General features: G+C 70.9%; 19 protein-coding genes. 16 read left to right on the top strand and 3 right to left on the bottom strand.

The features are described 5' to 3' along the window. From D7V97_RS20740 to D7V97_RS20720, 5 genes are all read left to right on the top strand, one after another. On the top strand, positions 1-456 hold a 456-nt coding region (locus D7V97_RS20740; RefSeq protein ID WP_368668943.1), incomplete at its 5' end, for a tetratricopeptide repeat protein. 587 nt (positions 457-1,043) lie between these two features. Continuing rightward, positions 1,044-2,393: a M24 family metallopeptidase gene (locus D7V97_RS20735; RefSeq protein WP_120612383.1), complete on the top strand. Its 1,350-nt coding sequence runs from the start codon at positions 1,044-1,046 to the stop codon at positions 2,391-2,393. Positions 2,394-2,412: 19 nt separating this feature from the next. Continuing rightward, the gene (locus D7V97_RS20730; RefSeq protein ID WP_147444901.1) at positions 2,413-3,270 is read left to right on the top strand and encodes a hypothetical protein; all 858 of its coding nucleotides are present in this window, start codon (positions 2,413-2,415) and stop codon (positions 3,268-3,270) included. 11 nt (positions 3,271-3,281) lie between these two features. Continuing rightward, the gene (locus tag D7V97_RS20725; RefSeq protein WP_158623418.1) at positions 3,282-4,301 is read left to right on the top strand and encodes a CARDB domain-containing protein; all 1,020 of its coding nucleotides are present in this window, start codon (positions 3,282-3,284) and stop codon (positions 4,299-4,301) included. Between the two features lie 2 nt (positions 4,302-4,303). Next, entirely contained in the window at positions 4,304-4,981 is a 678-nt protein-coding gene (locus tag D7V97_RS20720) for a hypothetical protein (RefSeq protein ID WP_120612380.1), read from the top strand. A gap of 7 nt (positions 4,982-4,988) precedes the next feature. Here the strand turns inward: D7V97_RS20720 and rtcR are convergent, their stop codons facing one another. Next, a complete protein-coding gene (gene rtcR / locus D7V97_RS20715) occupies positions 4,989-6,626 on the bottom strand; it encodes an RNA repair transcriptional activator RtcR (protein ID WP_120612379.1) in 1,638 nt (545 codons plus the stop codon). A gap of 148 nt (positions 6,627-6,774) precedes the next feature. On the opposite strand from rtcR, the gene D7V97_RS20710 reads away from it, so the two are divergent. The 4 genes from D7V97_RS20710 (at position 6,775) to D7V97_RS20695 (ending at position 10,474) form a co-directional block, all read left to right on the top strand. Next, positions 6,775-8,010, top strand: a complete 1,236-nt coding sequence (locus tag D7V97_RS20710) for an RtcB family protein (RefSeq protein WP_120612378.1) — start codon at positions 6,775-6,777, stop codon at positions 8,008-8,010. Positions 8,011-8,195: 185 nt separating this feature from the next. Then, positions 8,196-9,212, top strand: coding sequence for an RNA 3'-terminal phosphate cyclase (gene rtcA, locus D7V97_RS20705; RefSeq protein WP_120612377.1), 1,017 nt, complete (start codon positions 8,196-8,198; stop codon positions 9,210-9,212). A 126-nt stretch (positions 9,213-9,338) separates the two neighbouring features. Further along, positions 9,339-10,196, top strand: a complete 858-nt coding sequence (gene mutM / locus D7V97_RS20700; RefSeq protein ID WP_120612376.1) for a DNA-formamidopyrimidine glycosylase — start codon at positions 9,339-9,341, stop codon at positions 10,194-10,196. Between the two features lie 62 nt (positions 10,197-10,258). Continuing rightward, positions 10,259-10,474 carry a hypothetical protein gene (locus tag D7V97_RS20695; protein WP_120612375.1) on the top strand — a complete coding sequence of 72 codons (216 nt, stop codon included), beginning with the start codon at positions 10,259-10,261 and terminating at the stop codon, positions 10,472-10,474. Positions 10,475-10,496: 22 nt separating this feature from the next. Here D7V97_RS20695 and D7V97_RS20690 read toward each other — a convergent pair whose 3' ends face one another. Further along, positions 10,497-11,156, bottom strand: coding sequence for a hypothetical protein (locus D7V97_RS20690; protein ID WP_120612374.1), 660 nt, complete (start codon positions 11,154-11,156; stop codon positions 10,497-10,499). 107 nt (positions 11,157-11,263) lie between these two features. Between D7V97_RS20690 and D7V97_RS20685 the strand changes: the two genes are divergently transcribed. The 5 genes from D7V97_RS20685 to D7V97_RS20665 all read left to right on the top strand — a co-directional run bounded on the left by D7V97_RS20685 (position 11,264) and on the right by D7V97_RS20665 (position 16,160). Next, entirely contained in the window at positions 11,264-12,346 is a 1,083-nt protein-coding gene (locus D7V97_RS20685) for a PleD family two-component system response regulator (RefSeq protein WP_120612373.1), read from the top strand. 85 nt (positions 12,347-12,431) lie between these two features. Then, positions 12,432-13,181, top strand: a complete 750-nt coding sequence (locus tag D7V97_RS20680) for a YebC/PmpR family DNA-binding transcriptional regulator (protein ID WP_120612372.1) — start codon at positions 12,432-12,434, stop codon at positions 13,179-13,181. Between the two features lie 35 nt (positions 13,182-13,216). Beyond that, positions 13,217-13,795 (top strand): crossover junction endodeoxyribonuclease RuvC, encoded by a 579-nt coding sequence (gene ruvC / locus D7V97_RS20675; protein ID WP_120612384.1) that lies wholly within the window; start codon positions 13,217-13,219, stop codon positions 13,793-13,795. Next, the gene (gene ruvA / locus D7V97_RS20670; RefSeq protein ID WP_120612371.1) at positions 13,792-14,406 is read left to right on the top strand and encodes a Holliday junction branch migration protein RuvA; all 615 of its coding nucleotides are present in this window, start codon (positions 13,792-13,794) and stop codon (positions 14,404-14,406) included. Before ruvC ends, ruvA begins: the two co-directional genes overlap by 4 nt. 284 nt (positions 14,407-14,690) lie before the next feature. Further along, positions 14,691-16,160 (top strand): ELWxxDGT repeat protein, encoded by a 1,470-nt coding sequence (locus D7V97_RS20665; protein ID WP_120612370.1) that lies wholly within the window; start codon positions 14,691-14,693, stop codon positions 16,158-16,160. A 15-nt stretch (positions 16,161-16,175) separates the two neighbouring features. Here the strand turns inward: D7V97_RS20665 and D7V97_RS20660 are convergent, their stop codons facing one another. Further along, complete coding sequence (locus D7V97_RS20660; protein WP_120612369.1) at positions 16,176-17,261, bottom strand: hypothetical protein; 1,086 nt, start codon at positions 17,259-17,261, stop codon at positions 16,176-16,178. Positions 17,262-17,381: 120 nt separating this feature from the next. Here D7V97_RS20660 and ruvB point away from each other — a divergent pair, with 120 nt between their 5' ends. Both ruvB and D7V97_RS20650 read left to right on the top strand, forming a co-directional pair. Continuing rightward, positions 17,382-18,419, top strand: a complete 1,038-nt coding sequence (gene ruvB / locus D7V97_RS20655; protein WP_120612368.1) for a Holliday junction branch migration DNA helicase RuvB — start codon at positions 17,382-17,384, stop codon at positions 18,417-18,419. Between the two features lie 36 nt (positions 18,420-18,455). Then, on the top strand, positions 18,456-19,934 hold the full coding sequence (locus tag D7V97_RS20650) for a hypothetical protein (protein ID WP_120612367.1): 1,479 nt from the start codon (positions 18,456-18,458) through the stop codon (positions 19,932-19,934). Positions 19,935-20,162: the final 228 nt, after the last annotated feature.

The raw sequence follows: 20,162 nt of genomic DNA, 5'->3' as shown, positions 1-20,162 counted from the left end.
GACCAGTACCTCCCCTTCGTCCCCTCCCGGACGGGGACGCCGGAGGAGGAGGACCTCCAGGCCGGAACCCGGGTGCCCCTGCGAACGCTGGCGGCGCTGGAGGAGCGCGGGGACCTGCACGGCATCGCGGCTGCCTACCTCGTGCACGGCGAACTGCGTCAGGCCGCGGACTTCCTGTCGCGCAGCGCGCCGTCCGCGGACCGGGACAGCGACCGGGCGGTGGTGGCGATGGCGGAGGGGGACCTTTCGGGGGCGCTGATCCTGGTGGAAGGCGTGCTGCGTCAGGCGCCGGACCATCCCCAGGCCCTGTGGAACCGGGCGCTGGTGCTCCGGGCGCTGGGCCGTCCGCGCGAGGCGGCGGAGGCCTTCGAGGCGGTGGCCCACCAGGGGGAGCCGGGCTGGAGTGAAGAGGCCGGAATCCGGGCGCGCGCGCTGCGGATGGGGGTAATTCGCTGAATTGCGACAAGGAGGACCCAAGGATTCTTCCGGTCCGCGTCTAATTATCGAAACGCGTAGGAAACACCGCACCCCGGGGGGACGCGATGTACCGCCTTGAAGCGTGGAACCAGGAATCTGGTGCGATGTGGGCTCCCGGATCCCATGGGGGCGTGGAGGCGCGTGCGGGTGCTGAGGTCCGGGACGTGAGGGGCTTCCGGGCGGACGACGAGGAGGAGGCGGAAGCGGCCTCCGGGTTGAACGGCGGGGGGCGGGGTTTCGACTTCGAGGACGGCGACCTGGACGGGGTCGCCAGCTACTGACGTAACGGCGCGCGCGCGGCGGGGTGTCCGCGCTCCACGGCAGCCTTCGGGGGAAGGCCGCCCACTTCCAAGGGATCCACCAGCCAGTACGTCCTGGGTGGATCCGGGTGTCCCGGACCGGGGGGGACGGGACCCGGAAGTGAGTGGGAGCGAGGACATCCGAGCGGGTGAGCAGGCGGGATGCGCCCCAGGCCCTCCGCTCCCGGAGCCTCCACGGTTCCGGGAGCGGGGGACTTCGGTTGAGCGTTACGCTGCCGGCCTTCCTCGCGACCCGGAGTTCCCGACATGAAGTGCTGGAGTGTGGCGACCCTGCCCATCCTGGGGTGTCTGGTGGCCTGCGCCACCGCCCCCGTCCGCGACCCCTCGCCGCAGGCCTCCACCGCCGCGCTCGTGCAGCCTCCTTCGCGGGAAGTGGCCCTGCGCGAGGCCTGGCTGAAGGAGCGGCACACGCTGCTGCTCGACATGATGCGCCGTCACGGCGTGGGCATGTGGGTGGTCATCAACGAGGAGTTCCACGATGATCCGCTGACGGCCTGGATCGCGCCGCCGCTGCCCTACGTGGGCAACCGTGACGTGTTCGTCTTCGTGGACGCGGGGGACGCGGGCCTGAAGAAGGTCGCATTGACGGGCTACGCCACGGAGGTGGTGACCCGGTTCTTCGATGTGCCCGTGGAGGGACGCAAGCCGGAGGAGGTGCTCGCGGAGCTGGAGGCGCGCTACCACCCGCGCGCCATCGCGCTGGGCATGGGCGGCAAGCGCGGGGTGACGCGCAGCCTGACGCATGACAGCTACCAGTGGCTGGTGGAGGCGCTGGGGCCCCAGGCCGAAGCGCGGTTCGTGAGCGCGGCGCCGCTCATCGAGGAGTACCTGGACACGCGGCTGCCCGGAGAGTTCGCGCCGTACCGCGACCTCGTGGTGTTGACGGAGTCGCTGGTGAAGCGCGCGCTCTCCAACGAGGTGGTGGTGCCGGGCAAGACGACGGTGGGCGAGGTGCGCCGCTGGCTGTACGACGCGCTGTGGGAGGCGCGCGTGGGCACGTGGTTCCAGCCCGACATGCGCGTGCAACGCCAGGGCATGAAGGACGGCTTCTCGCGCGGGTTCCTGGCGGTGGCGGATGAAGCGGTGATCATCCAGCGCGGCGACCTGCTGCACGTGGACTTCGGCGTCACGTCCCTGGGGATGAACACGGACTGGCAGAAGATGGCCTACGTGCTGCGGGACGGGGAGAAGGACGTGCCGGAGGGCTTGAAGCGCGCGCTGGCGAACACGCAGGCGCTGCAGGACGCGATGATGCTGCGCGCGTCGCGGCCCGGGCGCTCGTCCGCGGACGTCTACGACGCGACGATGGCGGAGATGAAGGAGAAGGGCATCGAGGCCAAGGTGTACAGCCACCCGCTGGGCGCGCAGGGCCATGGGCTGGGCGCTTCCATCGACTTCCGCGCGGCCTCGCGCAAGGACGCGCCCCGGCTGTTGCGCAAGGGCTCGTTCCTCGCCGTCGAACTCAACACCGTCACCGCCGTGCCAGAGTGGGACGGGCAGCGGGTGGCGGTGATGCAGGAAGATCCGGCGTACCTGACGGACGAAGGCTGGAAGTTCTTCGTGCCCCGGCAGGACGCCTTCTATCTGATCCACTGAAGACACGAAGGGAGCGGACATGATGCGCGTGACAACCAGGTGGAGGGGCCGTGCGCGACTCGCGCTGGTGCTCCTCGGCGGCATGGCGGGGGGCTCGGGTTGCACCTCCCCTGTGGGAGACGAAGGCACACGCGAGGCGCCTCCCGCGGCACAGGAGCGCCCCCTGGTCGCGGAGGCCACGCTCCGGGCTCCGCGCGCGGTGGACAGCCTGTTGAGCCTGATGGATCAGACGGCCTCGGTGGTGGAGGGGGACGTCATCGACCTGCGCTCCGAGTCCTCGCCGCGCACCGGGCCCTGGACGGTGGTGACGCTGGGGAACGTGCGGGCGCACCTGGGCGAAGCGCCCCGGGAGCTGCGGCTCAAGCAGGCCGGAGGGCTGCTGCCGGATGGACGGCAGCTCGTCGTCAGCCACGTGCCCCGCTTCGTTCTGGGCGCGCGCTACGTGGTGTTCCTGCGCAACACCGGGTGGAGCCTGTCGCCGGTGCTCGACGAGCATGCCTTCCGCGTGGAGTCGGTGGGCGGCCGGGAGGTGCTCGTGGGGCCCGAGGGTGGACTCGTGGCCGGCCTGGGTTCAGCGGGCGTGCGGTGGACCGCGCCGGTGTTCGAGACGGTGGCGTTGCAGGGAGGCCGTCCGGCCCTTCGCGCGGGCGTGGAGGTCGCGGGGCTTCCGGAGGCGCTGGGCCGTGAGGCGTTCGTGGCGCTGCTCCAGAACCACCTGCGCGCGCGCGGGCTCACCGTGACGGGGGCGTTCCGCGAGGAGCCTGTCGCCACCGCGTCCTCGCTGTCCGTGCCGGTGACGCCCGCGTCGCTCCAGGCACCCTCGACGGGCATCGTTCCCTCCCAACCCGAGCGGGACGTCCCGCCCGGTCAGCCGTGATGAGGTTCGCCATGAAGACAACGAGAGCCATGGGCTTCGTCGCGGTGCTGGCGCTGGGCAGCCTGGAGGCGGGGGCCGCCGCGTGGGACACGTGCAACGGCTCGCCGGTGAAGTGGTACAGCGGGCCGGCGGTGTCGCGGAACCGGTGCAGCATCCCGGACTCCGGCAACGTCAACACGGCGTACTGGAACGGGCTGCGGCAGTGGGATGACCTGTCGCGCATCGTGAGCGCGTTCAACGTGAACCCGGTGACGGACTGCGCGTTGGACCACAGCGACGGGCAGAACGAGATCGGCCTGTGCGACCGGGCGGCCATCGATGGGAACAACGGCGTGACGTACTCCACGGTGGGCGTGTGCTTCATCGGGAGCAACGGCATCGACGAGGCGGACGTCTGCATCGCCAGCGACCTGGACTTCACGCCGCGCAACGGGAACGCGTTCGGCACGTCGGGCCGGAGTACGTTCGTGCACGAGTCGGGGCACTTCTTCGGCTTCAAGCACGAGGGCGGACACAGCATCCTGCGCACGTCGCCGCCGCACCTGGTGACGGGCGGCTATGAGGCGTCCACGCTGTGGCCCACGAACGCGCAGGGCATGCGCGATCTGTACGGCTACACGCAGACGAAGCCCAACCTGCTGCCGTCCGCGATGGGGGTGGTGGGGGACGTGGCGCAGACGTTGGATCCGGCGGGCTCGCGGGCCGTGTGTCGCGGCACGTCCACGAGCGTGAAGTTCTACGTGGGCAACCTGGGCAACGCCGCGGTCGCGTCCTACACGCTGCGCGTGCGGCTGAGCCCGACGGCGCCACCGGCTGGCTACAGCGAGTCCACGAATGTCGTGGCCTCCTTCGGCCACTCGCTCGCGGCCTTCTCGGAGGGCACGTATTCGCTGGGCTTCGTGGTGCCCGCGGGCCTGCCCTTCAACACGTACTACGTCTACCTGGACATGGATCCGGAGGGCGCGGTGGCCGAGCTGCGCGAGAACGACAACACCACCGTCAGCGCGATGCTCCTGCGGGTGGAGTGCTGATCATGCGGCAAAAGGCCCTGCTGGCGCTGCTGCTCGTCGGGGCCTGCGCGAAGCCGAGGGAGGAGCGGGCGCATCCGCCGAACGTGTCCGCGTCTCCTTCGAAGTCCGCTGCCTTGAATGCGCCCGAACGTCCGCAGCCACCCGGTGCGGTGGTGGTGCGGACGGACGTGGGCACCTTCGAGGCTCCGTCCGTGCGGCTCATGGTCACCTTCACTGAAGGGGAGGCGCCTCCCGCGTTGGAGGTCGCGTTGAGCGCGCAGGCGGAGGGCGGACGTCAGTGGGCCGTCCTTGCTTCCGTGGAGCCTGCATTCCCGAAGACGAAGCACGCCACGGCGCGGCTCACCCGGATGCCGCTCCAGGTGGGGCTGGCGTCGGCGGAGCTTCGCGGGCCGTCCGGTCCTCCGACGCTCGCGAGTGATGGGACGTTGGAGTTGAACGTCACCGGACGCGAGGTGCACGGCACGGTGCGAACGAAGGACGCGGACCTGTCCGCCACGTTCGAGGGGCCGCTGTCCGTCGAGTGCATGGTCCCCGCTGCCTGGCTGCAAGGGCCGGACACGCACGCATCACCCGGTGCGCCCGTGCCGGTGGCTCCGTCATCCGCACGGGGCTCTACGGTCGTACCCGACGAGGCCGGGACCACGGCACGGTGCCGTGCGCTGAAGGAACAGTTCCGCTGAGCACGCGTCACTCCGCGTCCGCCATCCCGCGCCCGTTCACGTCCGCCCAGCCAAGCCCGAAGCGCGCCAGGTACTTCCGCAGCCGGTCCGCGTCGTTGACGCTCTTCTTCTGGGCCCGCGACTGCGCGAACAGGGTCCGTCCCGCGTCCGACAGCGAGCGCGCGGAGCGGCACACGCCCACCACGTCCGCGAGCTGAACGCGGTCGAATCGATCCAGCTCCGCCGCGCGAGCCGCCCCCAACACCTCCGCCAGCACGTCGTCATGGCCTGATGCCGCCGCTCCCGCGGGGCGCCACTGGGCTCGCAGCCGCTCCAGCTCCTCGTCCACCACCTCGCGCGTCATCCGTCCCCCAGCCGCCAGCGTGGACATGCGCAGCACGGCCGCGTTGAGGTCGCGGAAGTTGCCGTTCCACCGGGCTTCAGGAGACGTGGCGAAGCGCAGGAAGTGCTCCTGCGCCTCCTTGCTCATCGTCACCCGGGTGCCCAGCGCCTGCGACGCTTGATCCAATTCGAACTGCAGGTTGGGCGCGATGTCCTCCGGGCGCTCGCGCAGCGCGGGCAGCCGGAAGGTCCACAGGTTGATGCGCGCGAGCAGGTCCTCGCGGAAGCGCCCCCGCTCCACGTCGAGCTGGAGGTCGCGGTTGGTGCCGGCGATGAGCTGGAAGTCGCTCTCCGCCTCCTTGTCCGCGCCCACCGGCAGGAACCGCTTGTCCTCCAGCGCGCGCAGCAACATGGCCTGCTCATCCGCGCCCAGCTCCCCAATCTCATCCAGGAACAGCACGCCCCCGTTCGCCTGCCGCATCAACCCGGGCCGGTCACCCACCGCTCCGGTGAAGGACCCCTTCACGTGGCCGAAGAGGGTGGACATGGCGCCGTCGCCACGCAGCGTCGCGCAGTTGAGGTCCACGAACGGGCCCACCACCTGGTTGCGCGACTTTTTCAGCGCGTAGATGCGCTTCGCGAGCTGTGACTTGCCCGCGCCCGTGGGCCCCGTCAGCAGCAGCGGCGCGCGGGACTGCACCGCCACCTGTTCGATGCGCTCGATGAGCCGGTTGAACGCGGCGTTGTGCGTGTCGATGCCGGACTTGAGGAAGGACAGGCCCTCGCGCTGCTGTTGTCGGAAGCGCGCCGCCAGCGTGTCGTAGTTCGACAGGTCCAGGTCGATGAGGGTGTGCGTCCCCGAAGCCGACCGCGAGCCGGCGTTCCCCGGTGACGTCTGCACCAGGCGCCCCGGAATCAGGCGGCTCTCCACCAGCAGGAACATGCAGATCTGCGCGATGTGCGTGCCCGTGGTGATGTGCACCAGGTAGTCCTCTTCCTCCGGATGGAAGGGGTGGGCGCGCACGTGGTCCAACAGCGCGCCGTACGTCTCCTCCAGGTTCCAGGGGTCGCGGATGTCCAGCGACGTCAGGCGCACCTGCGTCTCCGGGGACACCTGCGCGATGTCCTCCTGGATGACCTGGGCCAGCGACGTCACCCGGGGCGGATGCAGCAGCTCCAGCCGGTGCACCACCAGGTCCTCCTGCTGGCACAGCGCCACCGTGGGCCGCCACCGCGTCCAGCGCTGCGCCGTGGTGCCCGTGTCGAGCGTCGTTCCCAGCATCCCGATGACGACCGTCCGCCGCGCCTTGGTCTTTTGAGCCATCAGGATACGTATTTATCCCATGGGATAGGGAACTCCAGCCCCCTGCACGGGGCTCCCTCGGAAGCGGCGTTGGCACGGCGGGTGCTCTAGCTCCCCCACGTGACCGGGACACAGCGCCCGGTCGAACGACCGAGGAAGGGTGAAGGCCATGGACCGCGAGAAGACGAACTACGAAGTGCTGTCGGACGAAGCGGGTCGCCCCATCAAGGCGTGGACGGTGGGGGTGCCGTTCGAGGACGAGGCGAAGGAGCAGCTTCGCAACCTCCGCGGCCTGCCCTTCATCCACAAGTGGGTCGCGGTGATGCCGGACGTGCACCGCGGTTACGGCGCGACGGTCGGGAGCGTGGTGCCCACGGTGGGCGCGGTGGTGCCGGCGGCGGTGGGCGTGGACATCGGATGCGGGATGATCGCCGTGCGCACGACGCTGCGCGCGGAGCAGCTGCCGGACTCGCTGCGCGGGGTGCGCTCGGCCATCGAGGCGGCGGTGCCCCACGGCCGTACGGACAACGGTGGCCGTAACGACCGCGGCGCCTGGAAGCACTCGCCCGCGACGCATACGGCCGCGTGGGCGTCGCTCGTGAGCGGGTACGAGCAGATCGTCGCGAAGCATCCCCACATCGGCCGTGGGCCGCAGCTGGGCCACCTGGGAACGCTGGGGACGGGAAACCACTTCATCGAGCTGTGCGTCGATGAGGCGGATGGCGTGTGGCTGATGCTGCACTCCGGGTCGCGCGGGGTGGGTAACCGCATCGGAAGCCACTTCATCGAGCTGGCGAAGAAGGACATGAGCCGTTTCCACATCCACCTGCCGGACGCGGATCTGGCGTACCTGCCGGAGGGGACGGAGCACTTCGACGACTACGTGTTCGCGGTGAGCTGGGCGCAGGACTTCGCGGCGATGAACCGCGAGCTCATGCTGCGCTCCACGGTGGAGGCCCTGAAGGCGAGCGGTGAGCTGCCTCCGTTCGAGCTGGCGGAGTCGGCGGTGAACTGCCACCACAACTACATCTCGCGCGAGCACCACTTCGGGAAGAACTGCTTCGTGACCCGCAAGGGCGCGGTGCGAGCGCGCACGGGAGACATGGGAATCATCCCCGGCAGCATGGGGGCGCGTTCGTACATCGTCCGTGGGAAGGGGAACGCGGACGCCTTCCATTCGTGCAGCCACGGCGCGGGCCGCGTGATGTCGCGCGCCGCGGCGAAGAAGCGCTTCACGTTGGAGGACCACGCGCTGGCGACGGCGGGGGTGGAGTGCCGCAAGGACGCGGACGTCATCGACGAGACGCCGGCCGCGTACAAGCCCATCGATGCCGTGATGGCGGCGCAGGCGGACCTGGTGGAGGTCGTCCACACGCTCAAGCAGGTGGTGTGCGTGAAGGGATAGCCGAGGGAGTTGTCGTTCCCACCCGCCGTCCAGCCGAGGTGCACATGCCGGGATGAAGCCGCCGAGGCGCCCGTTCCCCCCAAGAGGTCCGCGAGGGCCGTTAAGGGTGGGGGAACGGGCGCCGCTATTTTTATCAGGGATGGGATGCTGCATCCGTCCGCGAGCGCCGAAGGAGCACGACACACATGATCCGCATCGATGGTTCACAGGGGGAGGGGGGCGGTCAGGTGCTGCGCACCGCGCTGGCGCTGTCGCTGGTGACGGGGACGCCCTTCGAGATGGTCAACGTGCGCGCGGGCCGCGCCAAGCCGGGCCTGCTGCGCCAGCACCTCACCGCGCTCAAGGCCGCGGAGACCGTGGGCGCCGCGGAGGTGACGGGCGCGGAGCTGGGCTCCAAGCAGCTCTCCTTCCACCCGCGCGCGCTGTCGGCGGGCAACTACCACTTCGCGGTGGGCACGGCGGGCAGCGCGACGCTGGTGCTCCAGACGGTGCTGCCCGCGCTGCTGCACGCGGAAGGTCCGTCCACGCTGATGTTGGAGGGTGGGACGCACAACCCGGCGGCGCCGCCGTTCGACTTCCTGGAGAAGACGTACCTGCCGCTGCTCAACCGCATGGGGCCGCGCGTGGAGGTGAAGCTGGAGCGGCCGGGCTTCTATCCGGCCGGCGGCGGGAAGTTCCGCGTGGACGTGCAGCCGGCGAAGTTGCAGCCCCTGCACCTGATGGAGCGGGGACGGGTGCTGCGGCGCGAGGCGGTGGCCCAGGTGGCGGCCATCCCCTTCGACGTGGCCCGCCGCGAGCTGGAGTCCGTGGCCGCCGTGTTGGGGCTGCGGCCGGATCAGCAGCGGGGCGAGGACCTCAAGCGCGCCTTCGGGCCGGGCAACGTGCTGCGCGTGGAGGTGGAGAGCGAGCACGTGACGGAGGTGTTCACCGGCTTCGGCGAGCGCGGCAAGCGCGCGGAGACAGTGGGCGAGGAGGTCGCCGCCAAGGTGAAGCGCTACCTGGACGCCGAGGTGCCGGTGGGCGAGCACCTGTGTGATCAGCTCCTGCTGCTCCTGGCCCTGGCGAAGGGCGGGAGCTTCCGCACGCTGGCGCTGGACGGCCATGCGCTCACGCAGCGCGAGACGATGGCGCACTTCCTGGACGTGAAGGTGGACGTCCGCGAGGTGGAGCGGGACGTGGCCGAGGTCACGGTCCGCGCCTGAGGCGGGGCAGGGCCTCGTCCGGCCGGATGCCCGACGGACGGACGAGGTGCCTTCCCAGCGGGGGACAACCCATGGCGTTACCTCGAATCCTTCCTACGTTACCGATGCGTAGGGGAGGATGCACGCGTGGCCGAAGTCCCCGAGGTCGAGATCATCGTCCGCGACTTGAAGCAGGCCGTGGTGGGCCGCCGCTTCGTGGATGCGCAGGTGCTGGTGCCGGCGGCGGTGCGCTTCGCTTCGCCCGAGGACTTCATCCAGAACCTGCGCGGGCGGCGGGTGCTCGCGGCGGACCGCCGGGCCAAGTTCATGCTCCTGACGCTGGATGACGGGCAGACGCTCGCGCTGCACTTCATGCTCTGGGGCGAGCTGGCCCTCCGGCCCGCGGGCAGCGAACGGCCTCCCTCCACGCTCGTCGTCCTCACGCTGGAAGGCAATGACGAGCTGCGGTTCTCCGACACGCTGGGGTATGCGCGCGTGGCGCTGGGCCCCACGTCGTGGCTCACGGCCCAGTTGAAGCTGGAGGAGCTGGGCCCGGAGGCGCTCGACGACACGTTCACGCCGGAGCTGCTGGCCGGGTTGCTTCGCCGTCGGCGCAGTCCGCTCAAGACGGTGCTCCTGAACCAGCGCGTGCTCGCGGGGTTGGGCAACCGCGACGCGGATGAGAGCCTGTGGGCCGCGGGCATCGACCCCCGGCGTCTGGCGTCCTCGCTGTCGCCTTCCGAGATCATCCGGCTGCACCGGGGCATCCGCGACGTGCTGGAGGAGGGCCTGCGACTTCGTGGAACGCAGCGCGATCTGTTCGGCGTGAAGGGCAAGGCGCTGCACCGGCGCAACATCTTCGGCAAGCCGGGCGCTCCGTGTCCGCGCTGCACCATGCCCGTGTCGCACCAGCGCGTCGGTGGCCGCGACACGCACTGGTGTTCACAGTGCCAGCCCTCGGATGGGCCCGCGCCGGACGCCCCCGCGCAGACCTCGCTGCTCTGAATGAGGGGCCCTCGCGAGTCTGGTATGAACGGGCCGTGTCCGACGTTCTCGCCGCCCCGCCCATGCCCCTCGACGATGCGCTCGTGCGCGCGAGCGAGGAACACCAGCTCCCCAGCTACTACCAGTCCAGCGTGCGTCCGCTCCTGCGCGACCCGGAAGGGCGCTGGCCTTCGTGCTGCGGCGGAGGCTGCGAGCCGTGCGCGCAGACGCTGATCCGCGTCGCCCTGCGCGCGCTCGAATTGATGGGCACGCCCCGCCAGAGCCCTCCGCCCGAATAGGCGAGGGACGCAGTCCCCGGCGTCAGAACAGCCGCGTGCCCAGACCCACGCGCGCGTTGAAGCCCAGGCGTGTGTGGCCCGCGCCAGCGCGCTCCTGGAACGTCTCCACGCCCAGCTGTCCCGCGGCGAGCAGCGACAGCCCACTGCCCAGGTAGACCTCCACGCCCAGACCGCCCAACGCCTGGAAGCGCCGCTGCTTCTCGCCCGTGAGCCCCAGGTCGATGGGCAGGTCCACCAGCCCCAGCAGCGCCACGGTGTCCCCCAGCCGGTAGCTCGCGACGAGCCCCGGCAGGATGCGCACCAGCACGCCGGAGAAGTTGTCGTCATCCATGTACGTGGCGCCCGAGTTGAGCACCAGGCCCAGCCCCAGCGACGGCGCGAGCTGCAACGCGCCCCGCCGCAGCACCTCCTTGCGGCCCAGCACCTCCAGCGACGCGCTCAACTTGAACCAGTCGAAGCGTCCGCGCGCCTCCATCTCGAAACCGCCAATGCCCTGCCGGAACCCCAGCCCCACCTCCGGCGCGCCCGTGTAGCCATAGAGCGCGGTGCCGCCCGCGGGCAGCATCACCGGCGCCACCACCGAGCCCAGCGGGTCTTCACCCGAGGACGAGAAGCCCGCCTCCTGGGCGGAGGACACGGCGGGCACGACGAGGAAGGTCAGCAGCAGGACGAGGCGCGTCATGGGCGCGCACCCTAGCGTGGGTTGCGCGATGGCCAAAACCGAACGATTCCAGGGACTTGGGGCCCGGTTGTACATTTCCGACTGTTCCCTGGAAGAATGAGGAATCCATGGTTGCCCATCTTCGCGCCGCGCCTCCCTCTGAGTCCTCCACGCCCGCGGGAGGTCGTGACGCACTCGACCTGTCGGGTGAGGCGGGAGGCTGCGTGCTGCTGGTGGGCCAGGCGGCGCGGCCGGCGGTGAGCGAAGCGCTGCTCGCGGAGGGCTTCGAGCCCGTGCGCGTGGAGGGCATGCGCGAGGCCCTGGCGCGGCTCGCCTCGTCGGAGGCGCTGCCCCGGCTGGTGATCATCGACGCGGAGCTTCCGGACGGCGACGGCTTCAGCCTCTGCGGGCTGCTCCGCGCGGACGCGAAGGCCGCGCACCTGCCGGTGTTGCTGGTGGCGCGTCACCAGGAGGAGTTCCACCGCGACCTCGCCGCGGGCGTGGGCGCGGACGAATACCTGGTGGAGCCGGTGGACGCCCGGGACGTGGCGGTGCTCGCGCGGCTCAAGGCGGGGCGGCGCGGCGAGGAGGACGTCTACGACGCGCACACCGGCCCACTGCCGCTGGTGCACCTGGTGCGCGCGCTCCTGTCCGGCGTGCGTTCGGGGCGCGTCATCCTCCTCGAGGACACGGGCTCCTTCACCTTCCGCCACGGCCTCGTGGTGGACGCGACCTTCCACGGCGAGCGCGGCAGCCTCGCGTTTCGGCGCCTGCTGTGTTTCGGCGCGGGCGGCTACACGGTGACGTTCGGCCCGGAGCTGCACCGGGGCACCTTCTCCATGGACCGCGCGTACCTGTGCGAGCAGGTGGTGCCGGGCCTGGAGCGCTTCGAGGCGCTGCGTGTCCGGGGCCTGCCCCTGGCGGCGCGGCTCACGGTGGACTTCAACCGGCTGGCGCGCGAGCTGCCCACGCTGCCCGAGGACGTGGAGCAGGTGGTTCGCCTCTTCGACGGGCGGCGCACCGTGCGCGCGATGCTGCTGGAGTGCCGCTTCCCGGAGGCGCTGTCGTACGAGGCGGCGACCCGGCTGTTCATGCTGGGCGTGCTGGTGCCCGCCATCCTGGTGGAGGAGCGCGAGCGCGCCCGGGAGTCCGCGGGCCCACCGCGCCTGTTCGAACCGGCCCCGACGCCCGACTCCGACGACGCGTCGTGAGGGTTTGACTCGGGCGCCCTGAACGGGGCACAAGGCCGGGGACGTGGGCACCCGGCCCCGTCCTCCCCGAGCCGAAGCCGCCGCCATGTCCGGTCACAACCGATGGTCGAAGATCAAGCGCCAGAAGGCCGCCATGGGCGCGACCAAGGGCAAGCTCTACTCCAAGCTCATCAAGGAGCTGACCGTCGCCGCGCGACTGGGCGGCGGTGACCCCGCGGGCAACGCCCGGCTGCGCGTGGCCATGGGCCTGGCGCGTGAGGCGAACATCCCCCGCGACTCCATCGACCGCGCCATCAAGAAGGGCACGGGCGAACTGGCGGGCGAGTCCTACGAAGAGGTGACGTACGAGGGCTACGGCCCCGGCGGCGTCGCGCTCATCATCGAGTGCCTCACCGACAACCGGAACCGCTCCGCCAGCGACGTGCGCAACCTCCTGGGCAACTACGGCGGGAACATGGGGGCCGAGGGCGCGGTGGGCTGGATGTTCCACAAGAAGGGCGTCATCGTGGTGAAGCCCGGTCCCAGCGAGGACCAGGTGATGGAGCAGGCCCTGGAGGCGGGCGCGGAGGACGTCGTCGACCAGGGACCGGACGGCTTCGAGGTGCGCACCGTGCCGGCGGACCTGCACGCGGTGGGCTCGAAGCTGGAGGCCGCGGGGCTCCCCGTCGGCGAGCAGAAGTGGACCTTCGTGCCGCAGAACACCGTGAAGGTGGAAGGCGACAACGCGAAGCGCCTGTTGAAGCTGATGGACGCGCTCGATGAAAACGACGACGTGCAACACGTGCACGCCAACTTCGAGATCGACGAATCCCTGATGGAGTCGCTGTCCACGTGAGCCCCTTCCAGGGCGCGTGGGAAAGGAACGGGCCGGTGCGCGTGCTCGGCGTGGACCCTGGCAGCCGCTTCATGGGCTTCGGGGTGGTGGAGGAGAAGAAGGGCAAGCTCGTGCACCTGGGCCACGGCGTCATCAAGGTGCCGGAGTCCGCGCCCCTGGCCGAGCGCTTGAAAGATCTGCACGCCGCGCTGTGCGCGGCGCTCGCGCGCTACGCGCCGGAGGCGGTGGCGGTGGAAGGCCTCTTCACGTTCCGCAACGCGCGCAGCGCCCTGGTGCTGGGGCACGCGCGCGGTGTCGCCCTGCTCGCGGCGGCGCAGGCCGGGCTGCCCGTGCACGAGTACGCCCCCGCGAGCGTGAAGAAGTCGGTGGGCGCGAGCGGCGCGGGCGGCAAGGACGCGGTGGCGCGCATGGTGCGCACGCTGCTCGGCGTGGACGAAGCGACGTTGGAGCGCGCGGATGCCAGCGACGCGCTCGCCGTCGCGCTGTGCCACCTCAACCATTCCCGCGTGGGCATGCCCCGCGCGAGCGCCCCCGCGAACGGCAAGCGCAAGGGGGCCGCGTCGGTGCTCGCGGACCGGCTGTCGTCCGCGTACAAGCGCCCGGAGGCCCGATGATCGCCCGCTTGCGTGGCACGCTGTTGGAGAAGGGGGCGGAGGACGCCGTCATCGACGTGCACGGCGTGGGCTACCGCGTGAACCTCTCCACGATTGGCCTGGGGAAGCTGCCCGCGGACGGCCAGCCGGTGGACGTGCGCATCCGCACCGTGGTGCGCGAGGACGCCTTCGAGCTGTTCGGCTTCCTCTCCGTCCAGGAGGAGGAGCTGTTCCTGCTCCTCAACAGCGTGTCCCGCATCGGCCCGCGCATGGCCCTGGGCGTGCTGTCCGGCATGGAGGTGCCGGAGCTCATCGCGGCGCTCGCGCGCGGCGAGGTGGCCCGGCTCGCGAAGATTCACGGCGTGGGCAAGAAGACCGCCGAGCGGCTCGTCCTGGAGCTCAAGGACAAGGTGAAGAACATCCACACCGAAGCCGTCGCGCGCGGCACCGCTCCCGTGGCGCCCACCCCGTCCGGCAACAGGTCCGACCTCATCTCCGCCCTGCTCAACCTGGGCTACAAGCAGCCCCAGGCGGAGAAGGCCGCGGACGTGGCCAGCGAGCGGCTGGGTCCGGATGCCACCTTCCAGGCGCTCTTCCGCGAAGGCCTGAAGGTCCTGCGCTCCGGCCCCTGAGACTGAACACGGCCTCCTCCCGGAGGGCGAGACGCAGTGCTTCCGGGGACACGAAGTCCTTGGAAAATCCGCGCAACACTTTTTCCCGGATGAAGTGGGCGAAGTCCTCCGACGAACGGGCCTGGGGTTCGTTCGTCGTCAAAAGAGGACCCACAGTGCCACCCGCACAACAACCCTGGGTGATTGCAGGCAGCCGTGCGCTGGCTGATTCCGCTGGAAGCGCCAATTTCTAGACCGGGTGGGTGGTCCCGGTCGGACCGCGCCGTCCCAAGGAGGCATGTGTCATGGCGGCATGGCGTGGCGTCCCAGGGATCGTGCTGCTGCTGCTCGCGGGTGGAGTGGGGTGCGGCCCCGAGGAGGAGCGCGGCGAGGAGCGCGGCGAGGTGGCCGCCCAGGCGCAAGAGGCGCCCATGCCGTGTGGGCGGTGGGCCTCGCCCGTGGGCGACCTGCGCAAGGGCACGGAGGGCTCGAAGCCGGAGGCGCTGGTGCCCGTGAAGGGGCAGGTCTTCTACGCCGCGGATGACGGCATCTCCGGCCGCGAGCTGTGGGTGACGGACGGGGACACCGCGAAGGCGAGGCGGGTGAAGGACGTGCGGACCGGGCCGTCGGGCAGCACGCCGCGCTTCCTCACGGCGGTGGGCCGGCAGCTCTTCTTCGTCGCGGACGATGGGCACCATGGCCCGGAGCTGTGGCGCACGGAGGGAAGCGCGAAGGACACGGTGCTGGTGGCGGACCTCCGGCCGGGGAGCGTGGGCAGCGCGCCGGACGGGCTCACGGCGGTGGGCGGACGGCTGTACTTCACCGCGGATGACGGCGTGCATGGCCGCGAGCTGTGGGTGTCGGACGGCACCGCGAAGGGCACGAGGCTGGTGCAGGAGTTCGTGCCCGGGCCGGGCTCGCTGTTCCTGGACGAGCTGACGGCGTGGAACGGGCGGCTCGCGCTCGTCGCGTACGACGATGACTCGGTGACGCTGTGGGCGGTGGACGGGCCGTCCGGACGCGCGCAGGTGTTCTTCCGGGGCCCCGCGTGGACGGTGCTCCTCGCCTTGACGCCCGTGGGCGTGGACCGCCTCTTCTTCCTCGCGGACGTGGGCGTGGGCGAGGCGGACCTCTGGGTGTCCCGGGGCCAGCCCTCCTCCACCGTCCGGCTGCGCCACTTCGCGGGGGACTACCCGTCGGAGCTCACGCCCCTGGGCGACGCCGTGTTCTTCATGGCCGGCGCGGAGGGCTTCTTCGGCGAGCCCGGAGACCGTTGGTTCGGCGGCGAGCTGTGGCGCAGCGACGGCACGACGCCCGGCACCCGGCGCGTGAAGGACGTGCGGCTGGGGGCGGAGGGTTCGCTCCCGTCGGGGCTGACGGTGATGGACGGCCAGCTGTACTTCGCCGCGGATGACGGCGTGCATGGCCGCGAGCTGTGGCGCACGGATGGTTCGTCCCAGGGCACGCAACTCGTGCAGGACCTGGAGCCCGGCCCTGGGAGCAGCGCGCCCACCGCGCTCAAGGCGATGGACGGGTGGCTCTTCCTCTCCGCGATGACGGGCACACGGGGGCGCGAGGCCTGGTACTCGGACGGCTCGAGCGACCGCGTGCAGCAGCTCCACGACCTCGCGCCCGGAGGGCAGAGCTCCAACCCCCGGGGGTTCGTGCACGCCGGTGCGCACGTCTTCTTCGTCGCCACCGAACCGACGCGGGGCGAGGAGCCCTGGGCGCTGCCCTTCCTCCCCGTGGTGGACTGCTCCGTCGCGGTGAAGTGAGCCCCGCGCGTCACCTCACGCCGCGAGTCGCACCGCGGGCGTGGGGTGCAGCGCGCCCGTGTTCGGCGCGGGCAGCACCACGGTGGGGCCCAGGCCGGGGGCCAGCAGGTGCGGCGTGAGCAGCGACGAGGGGTGGAAGTTCACGAACGACGCGTCATGGGCGGAGGGGCCTGCGAACAGCTTCTCCACCACCATGGACGTGTACTGGTCCAACGAGTCCTCGCGCGTGTTGCCGTTGAGCACCACCTCCCAGCCCATCTGCTCCGCGAAGCGGCGCACGCCCGGGATGCGCGACAGGAGCGGCGTGTAGCTCTCCGTGCTCACGCCGTTCTCGCTGACGACGAAGACCTCGTTCGCGGTGGCCACCGCCAGGGACGTGTTGCCCTGCGTGTGCCCCGGCGTGCTGAGCAGCGCCGCGCCCTGGCCCAGCCACGTGTCGCCGTCCAGCAGCACCACGCGGTCCTCCGGAATCTCCGAACCGCCGGGCACGAACCACACGCTCTGCATGGGGTGCAGGTGCTTCACCATGGCCCACTCGGCCCGCTGCACCAGCAGCTTCGCGCGCGGGAAGACGGCCGGGGCGCCCGCGCCGCCCAGCCAGCCGCGCAGGTCCTGGATGTGCAGGTGGTCGAAGGCCAGGTAGTCCACGTCCGACGGCGTCAGCCCCAGCGACTCCAGGTGGCTCTGGACGGTGCCGTGGCGGGTGGACATCACCTTGTCGGAGAGGAACGCGCCGTAGCGCTCGCGCAGCGCGCGGTAGAAGGGCGCCGCGTAGCCCCGCTCGAAGTCGGTGGGGTTGAACAGCAGCGTGCGCCGCTGGCCCGTGCCGGCTTCCGCGAACTGCACCACCTGCATGCGGTTGGTCATCATCACGTAGGGCGCCGGGGACAGCGCCGCCCCGCTGAAGGCGAACAGGGTGGGGTAGGGGAACGTGATGAGGTCGCAGGTGGACACCGCCGCCACCGGGCCCTCGTTCACGAACGCCTCGCGGGCCTCCAATGCGGCGCGGCGAAGCTTCTGCAGCCGTGCTCCGGGGGTGCGTTCGGCGTGCGCCTCCGGGAGGAAGGGCAGGGGACGGAACGGGGCAGGGGTGTGGCTCATGGAGGCGACTCCCTTGGGGCTGGGGGACGGACCCCCTGGCTGGCCGGTCGGCATGCCGCTGCGACTCTAGCGCCGCCAGAAGGGCAGCGACACGCGCCCCCTTCGCTGTATAGGGTCCCAATGGTGATGGCGAGGAAGTCCGACGACACCCTCTCGGGAGATGTTCAGCCGGAAGACATCCGGCTGGAGGCCTCCCTGCGCCCTCGCTCGTTCGACGAGTACGTGGGCCAGGGGGCGGTCGTTGAAAAGCTGAAGGTGTACGTGGCCGCGTCCAAGAGCCGCGGTGACGCGCTGGACCACTGCCTCTTCTCCGGCCCCCCGGGCCTGGGCAAGACGTCGCTCGCGCACCTCATCGCGAACGAGCTGGGGGTGGGCATCCACGTCACCAGCGGCCCCGCGCTGGAGCGCAAGGGCGACCTGGCGGGTCTGCTCACCAACCTCAACGAGCGGGACATCCTCTTCATCGACGAGATCCACCGCCTCAACGCCGCCGTGGAGGAGTACCTCTACCCGGCGATGGAGGACTTCCGGCTGGACATCACCATCGACACCGGGCCCGCCGCCCGCGCGATGAAGATCGACCTGCCGCCCTTCACGCTGGTGGGCGCCACCACGCGCACGGGCCTCTTGACGTCGCCGCTGCGCGACCGCTTCCAGATTCAAGAGCGCCTGGAGTACTACGAGCCGAAGTTCCTGGAGCAGATCCTCGACCGCTCGGCGCGCATCCTCGGCGTGCCGCTGGACCGCGCCGCCAGCCGGGAGATCTCCACCCGTTCACGAGGCACGCCCCGCATCGCCAACCGCCTCCTGCGCCGGCTGCGCGACTTCGCGCAGGTGGAGGGCGACGGCCGCATCACCTACGAGCTGGCGCACGGCTCGCTGAGCCGCCTGGGCGTGGACGCGAGCGGCCTGGACGCGATGGACCGCAAGATTCTCCTCACCATCGTGGAGAAGTTCGGCGGCGGCCCGGTGGGCGTGGAGACCATCGCCGCGAGCGTGGGCGAACAGCGCGACACCATCGAGGACGTCTACGAGCCCTTCCTCATGCAGGAGGGCTTCCTCATGCGCACCCCGCGCGGCCGCACCGCCACGCTGCGCACCTACCAGTACTTCAAGAAGACGCCGCCCCCCAGCTCTCCGCAGGGGACGCTCTTCTAGCCTTCCTCCCGCCTGACGCCCCGCGAGCCCGCCGCCATGAGCCCAGCCACCGTGCCCACGGTCCTCCCCGGTCCCCGCGACTTCTACGGCGACCTGATGCGCGCCTCGCAGGCCACGCGCGCGGGCTTCCTCGCCGAACGCGAGCGCTGGCTGCGCGGCGTCCCGGTGGAGGGCCGCGAGGAGCTGCTCTTCGAGTTCGAGATGTGGCTGCGCGCCGTGGAGCGCTACCTGAACCTCCACAACGCCGTGGTGGATGCGCGCGCCCGGCCGCTCGTCACGCGCGACTTCCACGAGGAGCTGGCGGACGTGCGCGACGCGATGGAGCGCGCGGTGCGCGTCGCGCGCCACCTGCAGGACCCGGACAGCGACCCGAAGATGGTCTTCCGCAAGTACGTGGAGACCCAGCTCGCGGACGACCGCGTGCGCCGGCTCCTGATTGAAGAAGAGCTGGACCAGGAGACGCCCCCGGAGAGCCTCTTCGTCGTGCGCGAGGCGTTCGACGCGCTCAAGAACCTGCTCGACAACCTGCTCCAGCTGCCGCTCATCGGCCTCTCGCTGTTCCAGGACGTGGGCAAGCTGACGCTGCGGGAGATCGTCCTCAACCGCTACTTCCGCCCCTTCCGCCCGCTGGAGTTCCGCGTCGAGTACGACCGGCTGCGCTCTGTGCGCCTGCTGGACGTGCTGGGCACGCTGCCCCCCGACACGCGGCCCCTCTTCACCACCGCCTTCCTGGGCCTGTTCCGCGTGCTGCACTACCTGTCGCACGTGGATCCGGAGACGCAGCCGCCCGTGCCGCGCCGCGTGCGCGTGCTGTTGTCGCTGGTGCGCGGGGAGGCCGCCGCCGTCGCCAGCTACCTGCACACGGAGCTGTCCCCGAAGGCCGGCTCCAAGCCGCTGCAGGCCGCCACGCTCCGGGCCGCGCGCGACCTGGCCCGGGAGACGGACCGCATTGCCCGCGAGGTGATGGTGGACCTGGACCGCGACCCCGCCGCCGCCCTGCGTGCCGCGGAGTCCTTCACCGCGCTGTTCCGCGGACAGATTGTCGCGCTCGTGGACGCGCTCGCGCCCAACGGCTCCCTGGGCGAAGAGGCCTTCGCCCACCTCACCAGCGCCCAGGACGCCGCGCTGCGCCTGCGCAAGGACCTGTGGGTGTACGCCCAGCTGTGCCGCGCCGCGGAGGGCCACCTGCGCTCCGAGGACGTCCCCGCCGCCGAGCGTGTGCTGGACGCGCTGCGCTCCTTCCTCGGCTACTTCCACGACGGCGGCTACCAGCTCTTGCGCTACGCGGACTACGACGCCTTCGACCGCTTCTCGTCCCTGCTCGTGGAGCTGCCCTGGCCGCCCGAAGGGCCCGGCATCCGCAGCCGCCTCGCGGAGGACCTCCGCCGGTTCTCCCAGACGCTGGAGACCACCTTCCACGCCGTCAGCCGCCGCTCCCTCCTCCAGGGGCGCGGCTTCGACCGTCCGGACGCCGAATCCCTGAGGGACCGCTTCCTGCCGCCCGCGATGCGTTGATCCCCCGTCCAGTCCTTTTGTCCGTCAAGCCCCGGACTCCCCGTGAGGCCCGTGCGTGCGTTTGCTTCCGGGCACTCCCCTGCGATAGAGACGCGCCCTTGTTGCTTGGGTGACACACACTCCGGGTTGGCGCGTGGTGCGCCGGGCAAAACCGGGGTGCGAAGGGTGGATTCCGGACATGGCTGTCACGGTGGGAGGCTCGGTGTGGTGTTTCCCAAGAGCTGTCTC

This window comes from Corallococcus sp. CA053C, from assembly GCF_003611675.1.
Classification (GTDB): Bacteria; Myxococcota; Myxococcia; order Myxococcales; family Myxococcaceae; genus Corallococcus.
This window is presented reverse-complemented; position numbering and strand designations above follow the sequence as displayed.